This is a genomic window from Caballeronia sp. LZ003 (assembly GCF_031451465.1).
GTDB lineage: Bacteria > Pseudomonadota > Gammaproteobacteria > Burkholderiales > Burkholderiaceae > Caballeronia.
This window is the reverse complement of the sequence record NZ_JARUXJ010000002.1, coordinates 608,033-630,652: the sequence shown is the minus strand read 5'-3', so window position 1 is coordinate 630,652 and position 22,620 is coordinate 608,033. Positions and strand designations below refer to the sequence as shown.

Sequence of the window (22,620 nt, the reverse complement as noted above, 5' to 3'; positions counted from 1 at the left end):
CAATCGATTAGATGAGCCGATCATCAGGAATTTAGAAGCGTCGATTGCTCACACACAACTGGTGCGAGTACGTATCTTCTTGGGGCTTCGTGAATGCGTCGTCGCCAGCAGCTTCTGCAAGAGACACCGTTCAAACCCCTTCGCCCAGGCGTTCGCCCATTGACGAACGCCCTTTGCACCGCTTTCACTTAACCGCTTCAATCTTCGGAAATGGACGTGGTTTGTAAGGCTTATCGGCGATTTGCCGTTGACGGCCTTCACCTACGCTAGTGACATGCCGTAAAGGCATCAGTCACGCGCCAGTCTTCGTGGTGCCCAGTTCCCTTTCTGCAAGGTTATCGTGAAGCCCGTTCTTCTTACTGTCGCGGCAAGCGCCGCGCTCTCGCTCGCTCTCGCCGCATGCGGCGGCGGCAGCTCGTCGCCGTCCACTTCAGGTGGCGTGTACATGGGTCCCGTTGCGAACGCAGCGGTGGCGGTGTATCAACTCGCCGCCGACGGCACCGTCTCCGACAAGCCGCTCGCCACTGCCACAACCAACAACGACGGCACCTTCGCGCTCAAGGGCAGCCTGCACTATCCGCTCTTCGTGCGCGTAACGGGCGGCAGCTACCAGGAAGAAGCGACCGGCACCGATACGAGCCTTTCCACCGAAATCGACGCCGTGTATCTCAACGCGCCTTCGCAGATGGTCGTCTCGGCGTATTCGAACGCAATCGTCGCCGATGCACGCGCGGCCGGCGGCCTCAGCGCCGACAACATCAACGCCGCAGTCGCGCGCGTGAACGCGTTCGCGGGCGACATCGACGTCCAGCAGACCACGCCGACGCTCGTCACCGCAGGCACGACCGGAACGGTCACGGATGGCGCCAAGATGAGTCTCGCGCTCGGCGCCGAATCGCAGAGCCGCACGACGGATGGTTCTTCCATCGATACCAGCACGCAGAACATCGTCGCACAGGCAGCCAATGGCGATACGCTCGCGTCCTGTCACGCAGGCTCGGGCGATATCGCCGATGACGGCACCGTCGCCGCGCCCTCGGGCGGCAACTGCACGATCACGCAAGGCGCCGCGACTTATGCGGGCAGCGCGGGCAACCGCTCGGGCATTACGTCGATGGCGCAGTTCGCGCCGGTCGTGCCAGGCGCGGCGCAAACGGCTATTGGCAGCGCGGCCACTTGCGGCGACCGCATCGCCTTGCTCAGGGACAACGCCGCGATCTTCGCGGGCCGTCAGAACGACGTGCAGGCAAAGCTCACCGGCGGTCTTACCAAGACCAATTGGGCGACCTATCTGACCGCCAGTAGCTGGGGGCCGCTCGCCGCTCAGTACGGCGCGATCAAGGCGCCTGCAGGATGCACCGATACCGACACGTTTTATCGCGAACTCGTGATGGCGGTGGAAAACTTCTGGGTCGATCAGGACATCAACTATTGCCATCATCATGTGCCGGGCTGGCTGCCGCCGGACGATTCGGGCGGAACCGATCCGAAGTACCGCAATTCGTCGGCGGGCAGCACATCGGGTGCGGCCGCGAGCGCGAGCGGCGCCAAGACGCCAAAGTACGGCATGACCTGCACCGGTCAACGCAGCGCGACCGGTTCGCAGCAGATCCAGGCGAGCGGTGTCACCGCCACGAACACGCCGGCTTACAAGCCTGCCGAGGTCATGTGGCATGGCGTGGATTGCTCGGACTTCACGTCTTGGGTCTACAACTTCGCGGGGCTCACGGGCAGTACGGAAGTCGAAACCGGCGTGACCACGCAAGCGTGCATGACGCCCGCGGGCGCAACCAGCACGCCTGATTGGGCGGGACCGAAGCAAGCGGGCGTTCTGCTCGATATCAACAGCGGCAACTTCGACACCACGTCGCAGTATCTGCTGCCGGGCGACTTGCTCTATATCACCGCGTCGCCGATCGTCAAAGGCAAGATGGTTCCCTTTACGCCGACGAGCACCATTGGCCTCACGCACGTCGTGACCTGGACCGGCAAGAAGTGGTCCGATTTGCGCAATGGACCGGATGCCTGGCGCTACGATCCGGCGCATATCGGCGAGCCGGGTTCGCGTCTTGGCGGCGATCTCGCGTCCATCCTCCAGAACGACAACGTGCTGGAGGCGCTCGACAAACTCGATCCGTGGATGATCATCGACAGCCACTATGCGGGGCCTTCGTATCGCCCGTTCATTGGCTGGTATCGGTCGAGCGTGTCGGATGTCCGGCGGATCATCGGTCAGGACGCGGCGCGCGCGAATCCCGATCTCAAGAATCTGATCATCGAACAGCAGCCGACTAAGGCCACGCTGGCCTCGAAGACTCAGTTGGGACAGATCGTGCTCGCCTCGAAGCAAGGGCTCGCGAACGGCTACATCATGCACTACACCCAGGTGCCGAAAAACGGCTTGCCGACGTGCGAGCGCGTGGGTATTCCGAAGTAAAAGCGCCGAAAAAAAAACGCATGATGCGATGCGCCACTCCGGCGCTTCGCATCAAGGCAGATGCCGTCCGATGGCAATCGCCACTGGCGCGGGCGGCGTCTCGCCCTGATTGACCGCGATAAAAATCGCCGCGTCTTTGTGCGGATTCACGAGAATTACCGAGCTGAATCCCGCCGTTCCACCGTTCTTCAGAATTTCCGGATGCAAGCCGGGCGAGCCGTTGCCGTTGTTCGTGACCCACGCCATGCCTTGCTGCGCGATGCCGTTCGGCAACGTGTAGCGCGGCGCTTGAGCCGCGTGCATCGCCGAGATCAGTTCGGCGGGCACCGGACGTCCGTCTATTTCACCGTGTCCGAGATTGGCCTCGCCGAAGCGCAACATGTCGGCGGCGGTGGAGCGCATGGCGCCTGCCGCGTACCACGCGTAGAGCGGCCATTGCGGCGCGCGCTGCCCGTCTCGAAGATGCCCTTCGGCCGTGCGCCCTGGCACGTCGACTGGTCCCGAGAACGAACTCGTCATGCCGAGCGGTTGCAGGATATCCGTCGATAGCTGATCGGCCCACGCGCGCCCCGTTGCCTGCACGAGCGTCACGCCGAGCACGCCGACGCCTGCGTTCGAATACATGTAGGGACGTGGCAGGGGACCGTCCGGCGACCACGACGATACCCAGCGAAAGAAGTCCGCCGATGTGTAGTGGTCGATACCGCGATAACGCAGATTGCGCGGTGCGTCGGGCGGATTGTCGGGCATGCCGGAAGTGAAGTCGGCGAGCTGCATCGGCGTGACGTTCTGCGCGGCGCTTTGCAGCGTGACGCCGTTGGGCATGTAGCGCTGTATCGACGAATCCGGAGCGATCTGATGCCGGCCGATGGCGAGCGCGAAGAGCGTGGTCGTGAAGACTTTCGTGCACGAGCCGATCTCGACGATGCTATCGGCCGTGAAGGGCGCGCCGTTGTCGTTGGCCGAGCCGTATGCGTAGTAGTAACGCTTGCCGTGCAGCGACACGCCGACGATCGCCCCCGCCGCCTGATGCGACGAGAGCAGCGGCTGCAGGTAGGTATCGACGACTTGCCGGATGGCGGCGCTGTCGTCGGCGGGTTGCTGGGCCGCGGCGGGAAGCGTGGCGCAGGCGGTGAGGAGAAGGGCGAGGGCGGTGTGGCGCATGGTCGTTGTTGTGGCTGCTTGAGGCGGTTTGGCTCGTGGGGTCAGCTCATGATCATCACGGTAGGCTGGCTCGGCACCAGCACGACGCCGATGGCGTTACTTTGATTTTGCGTCGTCGGCGAAGTAAGCCGAACGGCGGGATTGCCGGCCACCATTACCTTCATGCTGCCCTCGGTGAAGCGCGCCGGGCCCATGATCGTGCCCGAGGCCACGCCGCCTGCCACGCCGGCCTGATCGCCATTGGTCAACGGAATCTCTGAGCCGAGATTGAGTGCGGGCGCTCCGCAGATCAGCACGGTCTCGGCCGGCGGCGTGCCCATCATGGGCATGGCGATATTCGGAAACGGCGTCGGTACCGGTCCAGCGGGCGTCGGCACTTGGCAGACATCGGGTTCGGCGATCATCTCGCCAGCAGCTATGGTCACTGCAAACACGGCATACCTCCGTTTGTGCGATTGTCTCGTCGCGTCTTGTCGACTGGGGCCGGGCCTCAGCCCAGTTCTATCTTCGAGCCGTCGATGCGCGTCATCTCGTCGGAGACGAGGGTCGTGTGGCGAGTGTGCAAGTGCGCGTCGCCGCTTACGCGCCAGCGAGCCGTGCCCGCACGCAATTCGTCGTTACCCTCAATCCATCGCGAACTGTCGTTTGCACGGAAGATGGCACGTCCGACGGTCGAGAGAAAATGGCGCGCGACTAGCGTAAGACGTTCGATACCCGCGTCGAGCGACGCTATGCGCGCGCTGGCCTGGTGGCTCGTGACCGCTGTCGAAACCGCGTCGAGCGAGAACGCGCGCGTGCTGGCATCGACGGCCTCCTCGCCGTTCAGCGCGATACGCGTGGCACAAAGCCGCAAGTCGCCGTCGGCGGATTCGATCCTTGCGCCGCCCGGCAGCATCATGGTGCCGGCGTCGGGTTGGGCACGGGTCAGCACCGCGAGGAGATACGGCACCGTGGTCGTTGCCGTCACGCCGTCGGCTGCAGCCTGTGCGGGCAACGCGCCGCAGACGAGGACAAGATCGCCCGCTTGCGGTTCGAGCAGACAGCTTTGAGCCTGCAAGGCACGCTCGGCGTGACTGTCGAGCAAAAACCATGGTCCTGCGCGACCGGTCACCGTGGCGGCACGCAGGGTCGTGCTGACTGCTGGCGCGCAGCCGACGGGAACGTCGTTAGGGGTAAGTGGCAGCGTATCCATGTCGTGCTCCAAGACAGTAGAAGTCAAACACCCCAGGTTTCGGCGCGCAGCCGAACCGGATCGGTGGGACGTGTGTGGTTGCGCGACGCGCCCGCCCAATGCGTACGCGAGTCGATCAGCGCATGGAAGTCGGCATTGCCGAAATCCGCGCGTGCGCAATCGGATTCCGTCAGATCGACGTGTGACAGATCGCAGTCCGTGAAGCGTGCCGCCGTCAACGTCGAACGTTGCCAGATGGCGCGCGTGAAGACCGCCTGCGTCCAACTCGCGCCGTCGCAGCGCGACCCGGTCAGCGTCGCGCCGCTGAAATCGGCCACGACGAATTCGGCATCGGTCAGATCGGCACCGGACAAGTCGGCTTGCGCAAAGCGCGCGAATCGGCCGGATGCGCCCGCAAAGCGCGCCGCGTTGAGCTTCGCGCGATCAAAACGTGTCTGCACGAGCTCTGCACCGGTGAAATCGGAGCCGGAAAGGTTCGCATTCGTGAACTGGCACTGATGGAGGTTGCATTGGTCGAAGCGCTGGCCGGCAAGATCGCCGTTCAGAAAGAAAGCTTGTACGAGTTCAGTGCGCAAGAACGTTACCCGCGCGAGCGCGGCGTCGCGGGCCGTAAAGCGCGTGAGATCGGCGTCGGTGAAGTCGGCGCCGTCGAACTTGCAGGCAAGCGCATCGCTGCGATAGACGCGAGCGCCGGCGAAGGTCGCGGCGCTCAAATCGCAGCCGTCGAACATCGCGCGCTCGATTTGCGCGCTCGTAAAGTCGGTGCGTCCGAAGCCGACACGCGTAAAGAACACCCGTGTGGCTTGCGTCTCACGCAGACTCGCACCGGCAACTTGCGTGTTGTGCCATTGGGAACCATCGAGAACGCTGGCATTCAGATTCGCACCCGAAAGATCGCATTGGCGGATGCGCGCCCCATTCAGCTTCGTGCGCGAAAGGTCGGCGCCGCGCAAATCGACGCCCTCCAGCAGACAGCCGCTTAGGTCGCGCCCGGCGAGGTCCGCGCCTGCCAGGCTGGTTCTGGACAGCGCCGCGCCCGGCACGAGTTCGGGAAGCGCGCTCATAAGCGCACCTCACCTTCCACGCGGCCGGGAATCTGCAGCAGCGTGCGATCGACGTTGGCGCCGTCGAGCACGCTGTTGCCGACCGTTGATCCGTAGCATTGCGCACCGTAAAGATTGCTCGAGACGAAGCGCACGCCGTCGAGGCGGGCGCGTCGCAAGTTGGCGTTCATCAGGTTGGCGCGGCTGAAATCGGCACCGCTCAAATCGGCCTTGGACAGACGGATAGACACCGCGCGCGCGTTGACGAAGCGCGCGCCACGGGCTATGACGCCGCTGAAATTCACGTGATCGAGCGCGCTTTGGTCGAAGTTTGCCTGAGATATGTCAATGTCGAGCCATACGGCCGCGTTCAGCCGCGCGCCCACGAAACTCGCGCCGCTGAGGTTTGCGGCGAGGCCCGCGCGCGATTGCGAGAGGTTGGCGTTGTCGAAACGCGCGCCCGCGCCCTGAGTGCCGAACAGACGGAGAACGGAGCAGTCCGCATCGACGAAACTGGCGCCCGCGATTGACGCATGATCGAATACCGCGTTCGCGAGATTTGCCCCGGTGAAGTCGGCGCCCGCAAGGACCGCGCGCGAAAAACTAGCTTTCGCCGCGCCGCATCTGGACGCCTTCACGCCCATCATCTTCGCGTTGCTGAAGATGGCGCGGGCGAGTTGCGCGCCCTCCAGATTCGCCGCCGAAAAGTCCGCGTCCGCGAAGTCACTCGCACTTAGAGACGCGCGTTGCAACTGCGCACCGCCGAAGTTGGCGTTGCGGGCGCTGACGTTGTCGAGCTTCGCGTCGTGCAGTTGCGCCCCGACGAGATCGGCGCCAGCGAGCATCGCGCCCGACAGATCGGTGCCGGAGAGCCGCGCGCCAGTGAGACGGACGTCGTTGAGCACGGCGAGGCGCAAGTCGGCGCGCTCGAGCATCGCGCCTGACAAATCGAGGCCGCTCAGATTCAGGCTGGCAAGCGAATGACCAGCCGCGGCGCGCGCTATCACATCGTCGCGATTCAGCCGTAGCGGTAGAGGCGGCTGCGGCGCTCCGAGCACGGCGCTCGCGGGCGCTTGCGTCGCGGGCGCAGCAGCGGTCGGAGACGCGCCAAGGGTCGAAAGCGCGCCCACGATGCTCTCGAAGTCGATGCTCGCCGCTTCGTTCAGTGCGGCGACCGTCTCAGGGTCGGTGACCTGTGCGGCAAGACCGGTGATCGAACTGCCGCGCGCCGCGAGCGCCTGTTGAGTCTGTGCGAACGCTGCGCGCAACTGCCCGGCGAGCGTCGCCGCGTCGGCGGGAGCGCTGGCGCCGTTCGCGCCGAGCACGGGCGCGGTTAGTTTCTCGACATCGGCTGGCGTGAGTTCGTAGCGCTTCATCAGATCAGCGGCGCTGCTTTCTAGCGTTTGCGTCAGCGATTGAAGGTCACGCTGCATGGATGCCGCATCGCCACCCGACTTGATGTCGAACGGCGGCATGCCCGCTTGCGGTAAGTGTGCTTCGAGCTCGCTTGCTTGTATGCCGTGCTTCGACAACAGATTCTGAGTCGTCGATTCGATCTGCGCGGTGAGCGATTCGAGTTCGGCGAACGCAGCCGGATCGCTCGGTCCCGCTACGGCGGGTGCATCGGGTGCTTTCAGGGCAGGCGGGGTGGCGACGGCCGCCGCAGGGGCGGGCGACGCACTTGCGGCGGCTGGCACGGGAGGCGTCAGACTGAGCCGCGCTTGCAGGCGATCTCGATAGTATTCGGCGGGTAACGGCGCGCTTGTCATGCTCTCGAAGTCGACCATCAACTGCGCGATGTCGTCCGCGTCTTCATCGCCGAGCGCTGCAACCGCGCGATATAACACGATGCCCTGTCCGATCTCCGGCAGGATCCAGACGGTTTCCGGGCGCGCGGCGCACTCCTCGAAGCGCATATCGCCAGCAATACGACGGGTCACGAAGCAGCGCGCCCTGAGTGCCGGAAGGCGCGCCGCCAGATGCGGCTGATCGGGATGCATGTAATCGACAACAATGCGCTCGTCGCCTTGCCAGAATCCCGCGATACGCTGGTCGTGCGGCGCCGTGCAAAAGTAATCGGTCCGGGTGTCAGCCGGAAGATGCGGCCATTGCTTTGCGAGCCAGTCGTCATCGAAGGCGCCGAGCAACGCGGTCCGTTGCGGCGACGTGGCGGGCAATGCCCAATATCCGGCGGGTTCGCGGACATCGCTGGGCGAGGCGATCAGCGCGTCCGGCGTCTCGACGTTAGGTAACATGCGGTCCGAGTCGCCGGCGAACACCGCGCCGCGCCCGGCGGGATTGGCGGCGTGTTCAGGACCGCCGAACGCGCGCGTGGCATCGAGCGGCATGCGGTGGAAAGGCTCGGGGGCCGAGATCGTTCCGAGCGGGCCGAAGCGGCGATCGCCATACACAAAGAGCGATTTTTGCGAAGCGCCTACTTGCACGGTCGTTTCGACGAGTGTCGCGGTCGTGCCTGCCGGCGCGTGGGCTGCGCCATAAGCGAGCCATTCGCCGCATGGCTTCGGGAAGCCGGCATCGAGCGGGCCGTCTCCCGTCGCGCCGGCGCCCGCCTTCCACAAGTCCGGTTCGGAGGCGAGACGTGGCGGTCCATCGTGCGGCGCATCGAGAGCGAACATCACGAGCACGCCCATGGAAAGTAGATCGCGCTCGTTGAAACGCAACGTGCGATAGACGAGTCCGGCGGTATCTGGTTTGAGGATTTTCATGATCGTTCGTCGCCTAGCCGAGCTTGATGAATGCGGAATCGGCCTCGATCGCCTCGGGGCTGATTAGCATCATGGCGCCGGGCGCGGACGCGACGAACACTTCCTGAGCCATGTTGAGTGTGCAACCCGACGACTCGACGAGAAAATCTTCGGGTGTCATGTTCAGAGCGCTCGCGCCGACCTGCGCCGTCAACGTAGCGGGCGTAACGAGCACGCTGCTGTCGCCGCCGCGCAGGGTTGCCTGGTCCGGGCCCATCAGCAACGAAGATGCGCCTGCTGGTCCAGTGAAGTCGAGCGACGAAGCGCCGTCGCTGAAATTCAGCGAGCCTGTGTCGATGCCTACACGCTTGAACCCCGCAGTGGCATTCGTCAATGAGATGGAACTCTGGCCGGCCGGCGTGGTTCGTGTCAGCGTGGTTTCTGCAAGCGACATTCCGAGCGTGCTCTGGGAAGCTGGCAGAAAGTCCGTTCCGAGCGACACGCCGGTCTGTCCCAAGGTCAGGGTCGATGTCTGGCGCAGCGCCTCGCACAGTGTCGAGAGTCGCTTGACGACGACGACCAGGAGCGCGGTGAGCAGCGCATTGCTCACGCCTATGGACGCGGCCTCGGCCGCTTGCTGTTTCACCTTGTCCTTGCTGACGTCGGTGGCGTCGAGCACACCGAGCGCGGTGCCGTACACGAGATTAATCGCGACAGTCACGCCGATCAGCGCCTTGGTCGCCGTCATCGCGGCCTTGAGGATGGCGAGTGCGGACATGCCGAGAGGATGAATGCCGCCCTTGAGGGCTACGGTTCCTTGTGCCTGCGTGGAGGTGGAGTCGCTAAAATCGACCGTTGCACCGTCCTGCATGCCCAGCGTGGTCCCATAAGTCCATGTGACGTTGTTGCCGAGCACTGCAGCCAGATATGTGCCGAGCGTCACCGAATTGTTGGTCGTTGCTGTGAGTGCGGTTTGGCCGGTACAAAACGCGGAGTTGACTTCCCCGACCGCGAGGTTGTTGGTGGTTCCGACCGTCATCGTGTTGACGTCTTCCAGTGTGAACTGAGTGAAGCTCATGACTGTTATCTCCTGAAAGCGCAGATGCGTGGCTGTCGATGCAATGAAAGGAACATGGAAACGCGTGCCTATCGCGCCTTAGTCGCGCGCGCCGATAAAAATATGTGTCGCGCCGTTCGGCGAGAAAAGATGGATCGTCTGGCCACCATCCTTATCTGACATCTCCAAGATGTTTCCACCCTTCGTCACCATTCGATTCATCGCCGGGTTCCCCTGATTCACCACACTCGAATTCACCGAATTCGGCACCGTCCCGACAATCACCGGCTGATCCGGATCGCCGTCGCTGAATGCAAGCAACACCTCCGCGCCCTTCAGCAGCGGAAAATGCATGCCGTGTCCATCGCCGGAATAAGGCGTCGCCATGCGAACGCGCGCCGAGCCTTTCGCCGCCGCCTTGTCCGTGCGGTCGAACGGCAACTGCACCGTGTACTGTCCGTATTCGTCGAGCTCGGCGTATTCGCCGCTGCCCTCCGCATCGACGGTCGCGTTCAGCGTGCCCGCGATAGTCGGCCGCGCCGTGTCGCGCGGCGCGCGATACTGAACGTCCGCCTTGATCGCCGAAAACGTGTTGCGGTAGATGATCTCTTCACGCGCCGCACCGTTTTCGCTAAACGGCGTCTTGATGCCCGCGAGCAGCGCGCCCGCCTGCGATCCTTCATGCGTGATCTCGGTCACGAGATAGCGGCCGTTGAAGTCGTCGCGATAGTGATGCGACATCTGCATGAAATAGCCGCTGCGCAAGCCCACCGCGGTGGCCTGACCATGAAAACGGACGCCGCCGCAAAGAATCCCCTCTGCGCGCAGCTTCGCGTAACGCGTGCCTTCGTCGGCGTCGCGGAAGTTGTCGCCGTAGAACATCGCTTCGCCGAAACCTTGCGCGGATACATCCGCCTGCGCGACGAGCGGCAACGACGCCTTGCGATAGTTGTAGTCCTGCAGCACCACCTTCGCGGGCAGCGGCTTCGTGCGGCACACGAAGCTCTGCACCGAGTCCGGCGCGACGCCCGTATCCAGTTCGTCGGCGGGGCGGTAGTTGACCGGCAGCGCATCGGCGGCGTGCATGGCGCGGTCATCGACGATGGTCAACGTGTCCGCCTCGCCGCTCTGCGCGAAGTAGTAGTACATGCCTTCCTTTTCCATCCAGCGCGACACGAAGTCGAAGTGGCTTTCCTGGAACTGGCACACATAGCTGCGCGGACGATACTCGCCCGTCAGCTTCAGATCGACGGCGTTGCCCGTGAGTTGCGCGTCGCGCAACACGCCGCCCAGAATCTGCGGAATGGTCTGCTCGTTCAGATAGACCTCGCAGGTGCGCGTAAGCGTAAGCCGCCACGCACGCGGCACGAGCACCGCGCGATAAAACGTGTAGCCGCCCGCATGATGCAACTGGTCGAATTCGGCGAGCATGCCGGAATATGGCGTGGTGCGCGAACTGTCATCGGGTGCGCCGATGCTGAAGGTCGCGTTGTTCTGCAACATCTTCGTCAGATCGATGGCGGCGTCGTCGGCGACGAGCGTCACTTCGAAGCGAAAGAGTTGCGAGATCGCCTCGCGCCCGTGCATGCGCACCACCGAGAACGTGTCGGCCGCGTAAGCATCGGAGACGAAGCTGAAGCGCTGATTGTTGGCGAGTCGTGCGGAGAGCGAAGTCATGGCGTTTTATCTGCCGTTCAAGCGAGGAGCGCGCCGCGGTCAGGCCGCGGCGCGACGCGTTACATCAAGCCTTGGGAGCAAGCCAAGAATCTTCGGCTTCAATGCCGTCCGGCTCGTACGTCCACGTGATTTTTTCGTAGGTGAACGCGAGGTCTTCCATGTGGCCCATCTGACGGTTGTTCGGGTCCAGGCAATTGGGCGTCCACGACTGCATGTGCGTGAGGATCGCGTTTTCGAGCTTGGCCGTGTAGTACTTTTCTTCCGTGCCCTTGGGCGAAATGCGGTAGAACTCGAGCGTCACCGACTTCAATTGTTCGCCCGAAGTCAGCGCCTGATACAGCTTCGGGCTCGACTTGTCGATTTCCTTCGTCACCGTCATTGCGCCATGCACGCGCTTGCCGGTCGGCAGACCAGTTTGCGGGCTCTTCGGAATTTCGATGGTGTGATCCACGGCTTGCACGAGGATCTTGCCTTCGTGGCCTTGAACCTTGGTGGAGCCTTCGATCTTTCCTTGGTTCTGGCCTTCGAGGGTGAGGTAGCAGGGCATCGGCATGATTAATCTCCAGTTAGTTTGGGTTGGCGGCGCGCTGTTTGTTTGCCTGGCCGCTTGCGCCTTCGATCTCGTTCAGCGCATGAGTACAGATTAAGGTCGCCGCGTTGCGGCTTCGTTTCGAGTGGGGCGCGGGTTTGTTACATCCGAAACATGGCGGTGTTATCCGAGCCGAACGATCGTCGCTTCGACGTCGTCGCCTTCGGGATAAGGCATGAGCAGCAGCGTGGCCGGGCAGCCGCGCACGCGCACGAAGTACGAATCGTCCGGGCCGATCGCATTCCTCACCGCCCAGCTCACGTAATCCGTGCCGCCAATCTGCATGCCCAAACCCTCCTGTGCGTATTCGAGCGTGGTCTTTGCCGGCAGCGCGCCGCGTGCACCGACCGCCTGAAAGTCGATCGATACTTCGTCGCTGCGCGGCACGCCGAACGCGAAGCCCGCAAGCGGCCCTTCGAGCGAGCCGATCTCGAACCACTGACCGATGTTCTCGTCGCCCCACAGCGTCAGGCGATAGCCGCCGAGCGCCGCCAACGGCGCCTGCTTCGGCGCGCGTGCGAGCGCGGCGACGAGCTTCGCGGGCCACGCGGCGTTCCGATCGGCGAAGGTGAGCGCACCGGCGAACAACGGTGGCGGCACGGTATCGCCCGAAGCGGTGAGGAACAGCACCGGCGGCGCCGCGCCGCGCGATGCCTGCAGGCTCGCGTACAAAAGCGACAAGCCATAGCGCACGGATGGTTTGGCGAGCGTCGCTTCATCGACGAGGACGATCCACGCGTCGGCCGCCTGCATCGCGTCGAGCACGACACGCGCGACGGCCTTGTCCGGTTCGTCGAGCCATACGTGGCCTTGCGCCGCGATTCCGTAGCGCCTGAGCGTCGCCGCCACTTGCGCGATGCGCGCTTCGTCTTTGGCGAGCGCCGTGACCCATACCTGCTTCATTGCGCTTCTTCCTCGATGACAGCGGCTTTCGCCTCGGCAGGCTCGAAACCGAACGACACGACGAACACGCCTTCGTCGTTCACATCGAGCTCGGCGTGCGTCGGCTGCTCGGCTTCGCTCATGCGGATAAGGATCTCGTGCGAGAGCATCGGCATGACGGTGCCGCGCAGAATGAAGTCGATGTTGCGCGCGCCCGTTTCCACTTCCGTGCAGCGCGCGGCGATGGTGTCCACGACCTCGTCCGTGTACGCGAGACGAATCTTGTTGGCGCCCAGGAGACGCTTCACGATCTTGTCGAGCTTCAGGCGCACGATGCCCGCGAGCGCATCCGTCGGCAGCGTGTAGTACGGAATCACGGTCATGCGCGCGAGCAGCGCGGGCTTGAAGTGCGCGGAGAGGATCGGCCGCACGGCGGCGAGAATGGTCTCGTCGTCGGGACGCTCGCCGTTCGCCGTGAGTTCGGTGATGACATCGGTGGCGAGGTTCGAAGTCAGGAACACGACCGTGTTGGAGAAGTCGATTTCCTTGCCTTCGCCGTCCGAGAGCATGCCCTTGTCGAACACCTGGTAAAACAGGTTCATCACGTCGAGATGCGCCTTCTCGGTTTCGTCGAGCAACACGACCGAGTAAGGACGCTGACGCACGGCTTCGGTCAGAAGACCGCCTTCGCCATAGCCGACATAACCCGGCGGCGAGCCGATCAGACGGCTCACGTTATGGCGCTCCTGGAACTCGCTCATGTTGACGGTGACGGTGGACTTCTCGTCGCCGAAGAGAATGTCGGCGACAGTCAGCGCCGTTTCCGTCTTGCCGACGCCCGACGGTCCCGCGAGCAGGAACACGCCCATCGGTTGCTCGGGGTCCTTCAACCCCGCCGCCGACGACTTCAGCACTTCGGCGATCTGATGCATCGCGTGATCCTGACCGCGCACGCGTCTGGCGAGCGTCGTTTCCATGTTCAGAATGGTCTGCGCCTGATCGCGCTGCACCTTGCCGAGCGGAATGCCGGTCCAGTCGCTGACGACCTTCGCGACCACGTCAGGATCGACGTCCACGCGCACCATCGGCTGATCGCCCTGGGCTTCGCGCAAATCGGCTTCGGCGCGCTTGGCGGCGTCGCGCAGGGCGTCGATCTGCGCTTCGGGTTGCGCGGCGGCGCGTGCGGCGGCCACGGCTCCCCGTGCCGCGACGAGCGCCTCGCCCGCTTCCTTCTGCGCGAGCCAGCGCACGCGCAAATCCGCCGCGCGGGCTTCGAGCGAAGGCAGGGCATCGGCGATGGCGGCGAGGCGTTCGTCGTCCACCGGCTGCATGTTGTCGCGATCGCGTTCGAGTCCGCGCCGTTCGCGCTCCAACGCCTGAATGCGGCGCTCGGTGTCTTCGAGCACATCGGGTTTCGCGCTTTGCAGCACCTTGACGCGGGCGCACGCGGTATCGAGCAGATCGACGGCCTTGTCCGGCAACTGGCGCCCGGTGATATAGCGGCTCGACAATTCGGCGGCGGCCACGATGGCGTCGTCGCGCATCACGACTTTGTGCACGTCTTCGTAACGTTCCTTCAGGCCGCGCAGGATCAGCACGGCGGTCGGCAAGTCGGGTTCGTCGAGCTTCACGAGCTGGAAGCGCCGCGCGAGCGCCGCGTCTTTCTCGAAGTACTTCTTGTACTCGGCCCAGGTGGTCGCCGCGATGGTGCGCAACTCGCCGCGCGCGAGCGCCGGCTTGAAGAGGTTCGCGGCGTCCGACGTGCCCGCCTGACCGCCCGCGCCGATCAGCGTATGCGCCTCGTCGATGAACAGGATCACCGGCTTCACCGATGCCTTGATCTCGTTGATGATGCCCTTCAGCCGGTTTTCGAATTCGCCCTTGACGCTCGCGCCCGCCTGCAACATGCCCATGTCCAGACCGAGGATGGTCACGTCGCGCAACGACTCGGGCACGTCGCCATCGACGATACGCAGCGCCAGTCCTTCGACCACCGCCGTCTTGCCGACGCCCGGATCGCCCACGCAGATCGGGTTGTTCTTGCGCCGCCGCGCGAGAATATCGACCATTTGGCGGATTTCGGCGTCGCGTCCGAAAACCGGATCGATCTTGCCCTCGCGCGCCTTCTCGGTGAAGTTCTCGCAGTACTTGGCGATTGCGCTGCCGTCCGAACCGGCCGCCGCGCTCGCGCCGCCTTCCGATGCCGACGAAGTGCCCGCCGCCGTCTGCTCTATCGACGCCGCCGACGCCGCGCCGAATCGCGCGAGCAAGCTCTCGCGGTTGATCGGCCGCAGCATGTCGGCATAGCCGCCGGTTGCATAGAAAGTGGCGCGTGCAAGGAACGCGAGCAGGATCGCACCGGAACGCACGCGCGTTTCGAGCAAGTCCACCGAGGCGATCAGCCACGCATCCTGAAGCAGTTCGAGCAGCACCGGCGAGAACACCGGCCGGCCCGTATTGCCGCCGCGCAAATCTTCTATCGACTGATCGAGCGCGCGGCGAAAGAGCGCGGCATCGATGTTCTGTTCGCGCAGCAAAAGCGGGATATCGCTTTGCGGATCGTCGAGCAGCTTGACGAGCATGTGCTCGACGGAAATCTCGTATTGGCCGCGCGAGATGCACAGACCGGCGCTGTTTTCGAGCGCTTGCCGGCAGTAGCCGTTGAGCCGGCTTACCAGCGGTTTCAGATCGACCAGCAACATGGCTTGGGCTCCTCTCGTGTCTCTTGATATCGGTGGTTCAGATCGCGAAGCTGACCGGACGCGGCACGGCATTCGCGCGCGGCGCGAGCCACGTGTCGCGGCCCAGCGCGTTCCATTGCATGCCGCCCGTGCGGGCGTTCTCGGCGAGACCCGCGCGCAGTTCGAGAAGCACGGTCACGTCGAACGGTTCGGTCAGGTAATAGCGCGTGAAAAAACGCAGACGCTCGTACTCGCGCCGGCCTGGCTGCAACGCTTCGAACAGAGCCAGCGGCAGGCCGCGCAACTCGATTCGCACATGATTGTTGGCATCGCGGCTCTCTTGTCCGAGATAGCATTCGACGCCGAGCGCATGACGGCCATCGCCGAGCGTGAGACGCTGATCGTCGGGAATCGGCAGCCAGCTTTCCACGCAATTGACGATATGCACATCGGCGGGCGCGAAGGCATCGGCGAGCAGCGTTTTCAGGCCAAGCGCCGAATGCGGGCGCTGCGAGAAGAGGCCCGCGTAGCGCAGCATGTCGGAGACGCCGGGCGTGTCGTCGCGGCGCATGGAGCGCTCGTGCAGGCCGACGAACGCATACAGGCGTTCGAGCATCGCCGTGTCGCCTTCCTCGACCACGCGCACGTGCGGCCGGTACTTGACCCAGCTTTCGAACAACAGCGGATACAGCGTGTAATGCAGGATGTCGAGAAACTCGCGCATCCCGCTGCGGCCTTCGCGTTCTTCCTCGATCAGGTCTTCGGTATAGAAGCTCGGCAGCGGCGAGGACACGCCGTATAGCCCGAAGAAGTTCGCGGTAATTCGCGGCGTCGGCGCGGGCTCGGGCGCGTCGTCGTCGATATCGGCATGACGGCGCGGCAGATCGCGCTCGATCTGGTCGATATCGCTTTCGGGAAAGCCGAGCGCAAGACGCGGACGCACGCGCAGGCGTTCCGGATCGTCGCCCGCAAGACGCGCGCGGCGGCGCAGCAGCCGCACCGCCTGAAAATACGCAAAGCGTTCGCCTTGCTCAAATAGCGCGTCGTCTAGAGCAGAGCTTGTTGACCGAGCCGCGGCGTCCATCTGAATACCTCTCCGGAGAAAATGTCTTCCAGCTCGAATCGCGTATACGTGTTCATGCTTGCGTAGGCGCCGAGAAAACGGTCGAGCACGCTGCCGAACACGTAGAGATCGCCCGCGCCCGCGAAGTGATCCATCTCGCAGCGCACGCGGATCAGCTGACCGCGCAGCATGTTGCGCCCGAAGAGCCGCACTTCGGGCGTGACGCTCATCTCCTTCAGGCCCGCGATGCGTCTGCGGTTCGCCGCCTCGTGGCCTTGCTCCTGACGCTCAGAGAACACGTAGAGCGAGAGGAGGGCGCGCAGGTTGGCGGCATCCGCGAGCGAGAGGAAGTTGAGCGCGGCGTGACCGAGCAGCCGCCAACGCAACGCCTCGCCGACGGGCGGATTGACCACCGGTGTCATCGGCCGGATATTGCGGAACTTGAGGCGCTCGGGCGAACTGCTGGTTGGCTCGCTGAGATCGCCGTAACGCAGGCTCTCGGGCAGATAGCGGTTGGTGCAGGTCAGCTCGATGGAAAGCGTTTCGGTCTGCGGCGTGGCCTCGGGCGGATACGCCACCGAGAGATACAGCTCAGTCTCGTTGCCGACGGCGGCCGGGCGCAACGACGTGTGATAGACGAGATCGCCCGGCGCGCGCTGGTCTTCGCTCGCCGTCGCGGCGGATGCCGCGTGCCCGAGCACGCCGAATGGCCGGTACACGCGCTGCTGCGCCACGCCTTGCCGATACGACGTGACCTTGTCGACCGAATGAATCTGGTAATGCTGACGGTTCGCGCCTTCCGGGCTCACGCGATAGTCCATCTGCCGATGATCCAGCGTGATCGGATTGGCGTGATGCTCGAACAGATTGATGACGGGCGTCACGTTGAGCATGAAGGCGTCGGCGCTCAATTCGGTGAGCCATGCGGGCAAACGTTTGAGGCACAGCGTGACCGAGAACGTCGTGCCGGTGGCGCCGCGCAGCTTGTCGATCCCGTTCAGGTCGAGGAACAGGAATTTCTCCGGCTGCACGAAGAACTCTTGCAGACTGCGATACCCTGGAAACGCGTGGCTCGGATACGGCACGAGCTCGCTGTCGAAGCCCGACGGGACGAGCGAACGCGCGCCCAGTTCCGTCGATACCCCGCTAGCCGTCAGCCGCACCGACGTCACTTCGGTCATGAGCAGCATCAGGAGTTTGGACGCATCGCTGTAGCCGCCCGCCAGAAAGAGCCGCAGCGACTTCGTCTGCCAGCGCGCGAGATCGAGCCCGCGCAAGCTGAAGTCGAGATCGATGGAAGGCGTGCGTCCTTCGCCCGCCGAAAGCCGCGCGGCGAGCGTGAGCGGATGCACGTCCACGGCCTGGGTCGTGCGGAAACGGCAGGGCGTGCCGTCCACCGGCGCCGATGCCAGCTCCACGCCCGCCGCCACGCTCGCGGTTTCCGTGAGCGCGCCGCGCGGCTCGAACAGCACCATCGTCGTCGCGGGAACCGGACGCAGATAGTGCGGAAACAGCAGCGTGGAGAGTTCCTGGATGAACTCCGGGAACTCGTCGTCGAGCTTCTGGCGCGCAAGACCCGTGAGGAAGGCCACGCCTTCGAGCAGGCGTTCGACGTCCGGGTCGGTCGAGCGGCCTGCGAGCATCGGCGCGAGCGCCGGATTGGCCTCGGCAAACTCGACGGCAAGCGTCTTCAGCTTGGTGAGTTCGTTTTCGTAATAGCGATTGAGCATCGTCGGGATCGGTCGCGGGCCGTCAAGGCGTCAAAGCACGGTGACGCGGCCATCGGAATTCACGGTGGTGGACAGGCGCAGTGGAATCTCGCGATCGTTCACGGCGAGCGTGCCATCGAGACTGAAGCGGATCGACATTACGTCGCTGCGGTCGCTCAAAAGATGCACTTTCGGGTTGAGCACGCGCGGTTCGTAACGCGACACCATGCGTTGAATCTCTTCCTCGATTTCGCCCGTCGATCCGCCTTCCAGACCGCCCGCGATATTCGTGAAATCGGGCACGCCGAATTGCGGATCGAGCTGCACGCTGCCCTGTCTCGTATTGAGGATGCGCGACAGATGCTCCATCACGGATCTCACGAGCACCTCGGTGCTGGTCTCGTTGGTGCGCACCGCGCCCTGTTCCCAGCCGGATATGCGTTCCAGCAGCCTGCGCTCTCTCATCGACGGTCCCGATCGACGCAGCGGCGTAAGTCCGCCGCCGCGTCATGCGTGATTTGGAATGCGTCAGGCCTTCGGCGCGAGCCACGAGTCTTCGGCTTCGATGCCGTCCGGCTCGTAGGTCCACGTGATCTTTTCGTAGGTGAACGCGAGATCTTCCATGTGACCCATCTGTTTGTTGTTCGGGTCGAGGCAGTTCGGCGTCCAGGACTGCATGTGCGTGAGGATCGCGTTCTCGAGTTTGGCGGTGTAGTACTTCTCTTCCGTGCCCTTCGGCGAAATGCGATAGAACTCCAGCGTCACGGTCTTCATTTGCTCGCCGGAGGTGAGCGCCTGATAGAGCTTCGGGCTGGACTTGTCGATTTCCTTGGTCACCGACATCGCGCCATGCACGCGCTTGCCCGTGGGCAGACCCGTTTGCGGGCTCTTCGGGATCTCGATGGTGTGATCCACGGCCTGCACGAGGATCTTGCCTTCGTGGCCCTGAACCTTCGTGGAACCTTCGATCTTTCCTTGATTCTGACCTTCGAGGGTCAGGTAGCATGGCATCGGCATGGTGGCCTCCAGTTGCCGTTATGGTTTGTCCGCGTGTCGCTTCTTGACTTGATGCATCGACTCGATGCGCCCATTTACGTGTAGGTGTCGGAGCGCATGAACACAGTGTGAGCGCGGGCGGTTACCGCCTCGTTGCAGGTGACCGCCCGCGTGTTACGGATGAAACCTGGCCGAAGCGCCGCTTATGTTCGCGGCTGCCTCGAACCCGATGCGCGCGTCAGGCAGTTTCCAGCTTGCCGACGAGCGACAGCGTGAACGACGCGCCCATGTACTTGAAGTGCGGACGCACCTTCATGTCGACCTTGTACCAGCCCGGTTCGCCTTCCACGTCGAGCACGTTGATTTCGGCCTGACGCAACGGGCGGCGGCTGCGCACGCCCGGACTCGGGTTGTCCATGTCGGCGACGTACTGGCGAATCCAGTTGTTGAGTTCCTTCTCCAGATCGCCGCGCTCCTTCCACGTGCCGATGTTCTCGCGCTGCATCACCTTGATGTAGTGCGCCATGCGGCTCATGACGAACATGTACGGCAATTGCGTGCTGAGCTTGTAATTGAGCTCGGCCTCCTTGCCTTCTTTCGACTGGCCGAAGAACTTCGGTTTCTGCGCCGAGTTGGCGGAGAAGAACGCGGCGTTGTCGCTGTCCTTGCGCATGGTGAGCGCCATGAAACCTTGCTCGGCCAGTTCGAACTCGCGTCGTTCGGAAATCAGGATTTCGGTCGGAATCTTGTTCTGGATCTCGCCCATGGATTCGAACGAATACACCGGCAAGTCCTGCACCGTGCCGCCGCCTTGCGGGCCGATCACGTTGGCGCACCAGCGGTAGTCCGCGAAGCTTTCGGTGAGACGCGTGGCAAACGCGAAGGCCGCGTTGCCCCACAGGAACTGGTCGTTACCGCTCGACACGTCTTCCTTGTAGTTGAATTTCTTCGAAGGCGCCGTTTCCGGGCCATACGGCACGCGCAGGAGGAAATGCGGCGCGGTCAGGCCGACGTAGCGCGCATCTTCGCTTTCGCGGAAGGCGTTCCACTTGACGTACTTCGGACCTTCGAAGATGGACGACAGATCTTTCAGGTTCGGCAACTGATCGAACGAGTCGATGCCGAAGAAATCCGCGCCGGCGGCGGCGACGAAAGGCGTGTGACCCATCGCGGCGACGCTTGCCGAATATTGCAGCAGCTTGACATCGGGCGCGCTTGCATTGAACTCGTAGTTAGCGATGATCGCGCCGAACGGCTGGCCGCCGAACTGGCCGTATTCGGCCGTATAGACGTTCTTGTACAGCCCTGACTTGGTGATCTCGGGCGCGTCCTGGAAGTCGTCGAGCAGCTTCTGCTTGCTCACGCTCATCAACTGAATCTTGATGTTCTCGCGGAAGTTGGTGCGGTCCACCAGAAACTTGAGCGAGCGCCACGACGATTCCAGCTTCTGGAAGTCATCGTGATGCAGGATGGCATCGACCTGCGCGCACAGCTTGCGGTCGAGGCTCGCGATCATGTCGTCGACGGTCGCGGCGGTGACACGCTCCACCGAACGCTGCGGTTCGAGCAGTTGCGCGACGAACGCCTGAATACCCTGGCGCGTGATCGAGTACGCTTCGTCGCCCGGCTTGATGCGGGCCGACTCCACCAGTTGATCGAGCAGCGAGACTTCGCCCGCCGCGGCCTCTGCCGGCGCCGCTGCGCCGGATTGCTGTTGTTCGTCGCTCAATTCAATCTCCTTCATCTACGAAGTGCTGGTTCCGCGTTACTTGTCTTGTGCGCCGAGTTCGCCGAGCAGCCGCGCGCGCACGCCTTCGTCCTGGATCAGCTCTTGCAGACGCTTGCGGAAGTCGGGCAGATTGCCGATCGGGCTTTTCAGCGCCTTCAGGGCGTCGCGCAGTTCGAGCATCTGACGCAGCTCGGGAATGCGTTCCGCGAGCGCATCGGGCGTGAAGTCGTTGATCGAGTCGAACTTCAGGTCGAGCGAGAGCACGTCGTCGGGACCGGCTTTCTCGTCGAGCTTGTTCGGCACCGAGAGTTGCAGGCCGAGCTTTTGGCCTTTCAGCACTTCGTTGAAGTTGTCCTTGTCGACGTTGATCGGCTTCATGTCTTCGATCGGTACGTCGTCCTGACGCAACGTGAAGTCGCCGAGCACGAGCAACTTGAGCGGCAGTTCCACTTCTGCCTGCGCGTCTCCCGTGGCCGGGCGATAGACGATATTGACGCGTTCCTTCGGAGCAACCGAACCATCATTTGCCATTTCCATCTCCAGATTCACGGCGCCGCGCTGGCAGTGCGGACATCGATGAAAACGCGTCTCGCGCACCGTGCGACTGACGCGGGCCGCCGCCACTGCATACGCTCGGGCGGGCAGCCATCGCCTGAGCACGGGATAACTAACGAAATTGCGTGATACGGAATGCGGGGTGCGGCGCGGGGCGGATGTGAGCCGCTTCAGACTGTCGGATGCTCTGCCCGCGATTGAGCGAAAGGATCGGCGAGTCCGGATGGGAAACGGTCCTTGAGGCTTGAGTGCCTGTCCCGGAATTGAGTGCGAGCCATTATAAACAGACGTATCTCAAAAACCCAACGCATTTTTATCAGTTCATATGCTCTAAAGATCGTCCTCGACAAGCCGTATACGGCGGCCTCCGAAGACGCGGCTTCAGCGCTCGAAAACCCTTGTGCGACAAGGCTTTCGAGCGTATGTCCAGCGGCTGTCCAGGTGGCTCAGGCCTTCGGCGCGAGCCATGAATCCTCGGCTTCGATACCGTCCGGCTCGTAGGTCCAGGTAATCTTTTCGTAGGTGAACGCGAGGTCCTCCATGTGTCCGATCTGCCGGTTGTTCGGGTCGAGGCAGTTCGGTGTCCATGACTTCATGTTGGTCAGGATCGCGTTCTCGAGCTTGGCGGTGTAGTACTTTTCCTCCGTGCCTTTCGGCGAGATGCGATAGAACTCGAGCGTGACGGTCTTCAACTGTTCGCCGGACGTCAACGCCTGATAAAGCTTCGGGCTCGACTTGTCGATCTCCTTGCTCACCTTCATCGCGCCATGCACGCGCTTGCCGGTGGGCAGTCCGGTCTGCGGGCTTTTCGGAATTTCGATGGTGTGATCCACGGCTTGCACGAGGATCTTGCCTTCGTGACCTTGCACCTTCGTGGCGCCTTCGATTTTTCCCTGGTTTTGACCTTCGACGGTCAGATAGCACGGCATCGGCATGATTCACCTCTTCTAGGTTGTTCGGGTTGGAGCGCCGTTCTCTTCAGGTCCGGCGCATGTTTGTAGTGTCGGCGGGCGCCGTTGCAGCCGTGTTGCGCCAAGGGCGCCGCTTGTTTCATCCGTAACGAACGCGCAACTGCCTGGGTTCGCGAACGTTCGGTCGCCTGTTGCGCGATTTGTGCGCTGCGTTGTGCGTTGCTTTAGCC

General features: G+C 63.3%; 18 protein-coding genes. 1 reads left to right on the top strand and 17 read right to left on the bottom strand.

Annotation, left to right across the window (positions count from 1 at the left end):
- Positions 1-445 precede the first annotated feature (445 nt).
- Positions 446-2,437: a hypothetical protein gene (locus QCE79_RS17490; protein ID WP_404989380.1), complete on the top strand. Its 1,992-nt coding sequence runs from the start codon at positions 446-448 to the stop codon at positions 2,435-2,437.
- 51 nt (positions 2,438-2,488) lie between these two features.
- Here QCE79_RS17490 and QCE79_RS17485 read toward each other — a convergent pair whose 3' ends face one another.
- The 17 genes from QCE79_RS17485 to QCE79_RS17405 all read right to left on the bottom strand — a co-directional run bounded on the left by QCE79_RS17485 (position 2,489) and on the right by QCE79_RS17405 (position 22,414).
- Positions 2,489-3,601 carry a serine hydrolase gene (locus QCE79_RS17485; protein WP_309846353.1) on the bottom strand — a complete coding sequence of 371 codons (1,113 nt, stop codon included), beginning with the start codon at positions 3,599-3,601 and terminating at the stop codon, positions 2,489-2,491.
- A gap of 41 nt (positions 3,602-3,642) precedes the next feature.
- On the bottom strand, positions 3,643-4,035 hold the full coding sequence (locus QCE79_RS17480) for a DUF4150 domain-containing protein (RefSeq protein WP_244831876.1): 393 nt from the start codon (positions 4,033-4,035) through the stop codon (positions 3,643-3,645).
- A gap of 56 nt (positions 4,036-4,091) precedes the next feature.
- Positions 4,092-4,793 (bottom strand): DUF3540 domain-containing protein, encoded by a 702-nt coding sequence (locus QCE79_RS17475; protein WP_250528573.1) that lies wholly within the window; start codon positions 4,791-4,793, stop codon positions 4,092-4,094.
- A gap of 23 nt (positions 4,794-4,816) precedes the next feature.
- A complete protein-coding gene (locus tag QCE79_RS17470) occupies positions 4,817-5,857 on the bottom strand; it encodes a pentapeptide repeat-containing protein (RefSeq protein WP_309846351.1) in 1,041 nt (346 codons plus the stop codon).
- Complete coding sequence (locus tag QCE79_RS17465) at positions 5,854-8,562, bottom strand: DUF2169 domain-containing protein (RefSeq protein WP_309846349.1); 2,709 nt, start codon at positions 8,560-8,562, stop codon at positions 5,854-5,856. The genes QCE79_RS17470 and QCE79_RS17465 overlap by 4 nt, the downstream gene beginning before the upstream one ends.
- A 13-nt stretch (positions 8,563-8,575) precedes the next feature.
- Positions 8,576-9,619 carry a hypothetical protein gene (locus QCE79_RS17460; RefSeq protein ID WP_250469934.1) on the bottom strand — a complete coding sequence of 348 codons (1,044 nt, stop codon included), beginning with the start codon at positions 9,617-9,619 and terminating at the stop codon, positions 8,576-8,578.
- A gap of 78 nt (positions 9,620-9,697) precedes the next feature.
- On the bottom strand, positions 9,698-11,275 hold the full coding sequence (locus QCE79_RS17455; protein WP_250511754.1) for a type VI secretion system Vgr family protein: 1,578 nt from the start codon (positions 11,273-11,275) through the stop codon (positions 9,698-9,700).
- 64 nt (positions 11,276-11,339) lie between these two features.
- A complete protein-coding gene (locus tag QCE79_RS17450; protein WP_244831870.1) occupies positions 11,340-11,828 on the bottom strand; it encodes an Hcp family type VI secretion system effector in 489 nt (162 codons plus the stop codon).
- A gap of 159 nt (positions 11,829-11,987) precedes the next feature.
- Positions 11,988-12,767: a hypothetical protein gene (locus QCE79_RS17445; protein WP_309846347.1), complete on the bottom strand. Its 780-nt coding sequence runs from the start codon at positions 12,765-12,767 to the stop codon at positions 11,988-11,990.
- Positions 12,764-15,448, bottom strand: coding sequence for a type VI secretion system ATPase TssH (tssH, locus tag QCE79_RS17440; protein ID WP_309846345.1), 2,685 nt, complete (start codon positions 15,446-15,448; stop codon positions 12,764-12,766). Before tssH ends, QCE79_RS17445 begins: the two co-directional genes overlap by 4 nt.
- A gap of 37 nt (positions 15,449-15,485) precedes the next feature.
- Entirely contained in the window at positions 15,486-16,511 is a 1,026-nt protein-coding gene (gene tssG, locus QCE79_RS17435; protein WP_250470203.1) for a type VI secretion system baseplate subunit TssG, read from the bottom strand.
- Positions 16,475-18,220 carry a type VI secretion system baseplate subunit TssF gene (gene tssF / locus QCE79_RS17430; RefSeq protein WP_250495213.1) on the bottom strand — a complete coding sequence of 582 codons (1,746 nt, stop codon included), beginning with the start codon at positions 18,218-18,220 and terminating at the stop codon, positions 16,475-16,477. The genes tssG and tssF overlap by 37 nt, the downstream gene beginning before the upstream one ends.
- Positions 18,221-18,250: 30 nt before the next feature.
- Complete coding sequence (tssE, locus tag QCE79_RS17425; protein WP_244831865.1) at positions 18,251-18,664, bottom strand: type VI secretion system baseplate subunit TssE; 414 nt, start codon at positions 18,662-18,664, stop codon at positions 18,251-18,253.
- Between the two features lie 63 nt (positions 18,665-18,727).
- The gene (locus QCE79_RS17420) at positions 18,728-19,216 is read right to left on the bottom strand and encodes an Hcp family type VI secretion system effector (RefSeq protein ID WP_244831864.1); all 489 of its coding nucleotides are present in this window, start codon (positions 19,214-19,216) and stop codon (positions 18,728-18,730) included.
- Between the two features lie 217 nt (positions 19,217-19,433).
- A complete protein-coding gene (gene tssC, locus QCE79_RS17415) occupies positions 19,434-20,939 on the bottom strand; it encodes a type VI secretion system contractile sheath large subunit (protein ID WP_370652288.1) in 1,506 nt (501 codons plus the stop codon).
- A gap of 21 nt (positions 20,940-20,960) precedes the next feature.
- Complete coding sequence (tssB, locus tag QCE79_RS17410) at positions 20,961-21,455, bottom strand: type VI secretion system contractile sheath small subunit (protein ID WP_244831862.1); 495 nt, start codon at positions 21,453-21,455, stop codon at positions 20,961-20,963.
- 470 nt (positions 21,456-21,925) lie between these two features.
- Positions 21,926-22,414: an Hcp family type VI secretion system effector gene (locus QCE79_RS17405; protein WP_250527492.1), complete on the bottom strand. Its 489-nt coding sequence runs from the start codon at positions 22,412-22,414 to the stop codon at positions 21,926-21,928.
- Positions 22,415-22,620 lie beyond the last annotated feature (206 nt).

Coding starts and splice junctions, on each gene's coding strand:
- tssH (WP_309846345.1), bottom strand. CDS start 15,448: ATGTTGCTGGTCGATCTGAAACCGCTGGTAAGCCGGCTCAACGGCTAC.
- QCE79_RS17460 (WP_250469934.1), bottom strand. CDS start 9,619: ATGAGCTTCACTCAGTTCACACTGGAAGACGTCAACACGATGACGGTC.
- QCE79_RS17475 (WP_250528573.1), bottom strand. CDS start 4,793: ATGGATACGCTGCCACTTACCCCTAACGACGTTCCCGTCGGCTGCGCG.
- QCE79_RS17455 (WP_250511754.1), bottom strand. CDS start 11,275: ATGACTTCGCTCTCCGCACGACTCGCCAACAATCAGCGCTTCAGCTTC.
- QCE79_RS17420 (WP_244831864.1), bottom strand. CDS start 19,216: ATGCCGATGCCATGCTACCTGACCCTCGAAGGTCAGAATCAAGGAAAG.
- QCE79_RS17450 (WP_244831870.1), bottom strand. CDS start 11,828: ATGCCGATGCCCTGCTACCTCACCCTCGAAGGCCAGAACCAAGGAAAG.
- QCE79_RS17470 (WP_309846351.1), bottom strand. CDS start 5,857: ATGAGCGCGCTTCCCGAACTCGTGCCGGGCGCGGCGCTGTCCAGAACC.
- tssC (WP_370652288.1), bottom strand. CDS start 20,939: ATGAAGGAGATTGAATTGAGCGACGAACAACAGCAATCCGGCGCAGCG.
- QCE79_RS17465 (WP_309846349.1), bottom strand. CDS start 8,562: ATGAAAATCCTCAAACCAGATACCGCCGGACTCGTCTATCGCACGTTG.
- QCE79_RS17445 (WP_309846347.1), bottom strand. CDS start 12,767: ATGAAGCAGGTATGGGTCACGGCGCTCGCCAAAGACGAAGCGCGCATC.
- tssF (WP_250495213.1), bottom strand. CDS start 18,220: ATGCTCAATCGCTATTACGAAAACGAACTCACCAAGCTGAAGACGCTT.
- tssE (WP_244831865.1), bottom strand. CDS start 18,664: ATGAGAGAGCGCAGGCTGCTGGAACGCATATCCGGCTGGGAACAGGGC.
- tssG (WP_250470203.1), bottom strand. CDS start 16,511: ATGGACGCCGCGGCTCGGTCAACAAGCTCTGCTCTAGACGACGCGCTA.
- QCE79_RS17405 (WP_250527492.1), bottom strand. CDS start 22,414: ATGCCGATGCCGTGCTATCTGACCGTCGAAGGTCAAAACCAGGGAAAA.
- QCE79_RS17490 (WP_404989380.1), top strand. CDS start 446: ATGGGTCCCGTTGCGAACGCAGCGGTGGCGGTGTATCAACTCGCCGCC.
- tssB (WP_244831862.1), bottom strand. CDS start 21,455: ATGGCAAATGATGGTTCGGTTGCTCCGAAGGAACGCGTCAATATCGTC.
- QCE79_RS17485 (WP_309846353.1), bottom strand. CDS start 3,601: ATGCGCCACACCGCCCTCGCCCTTCTCCTCACCGCCTGCGCCACGCTT.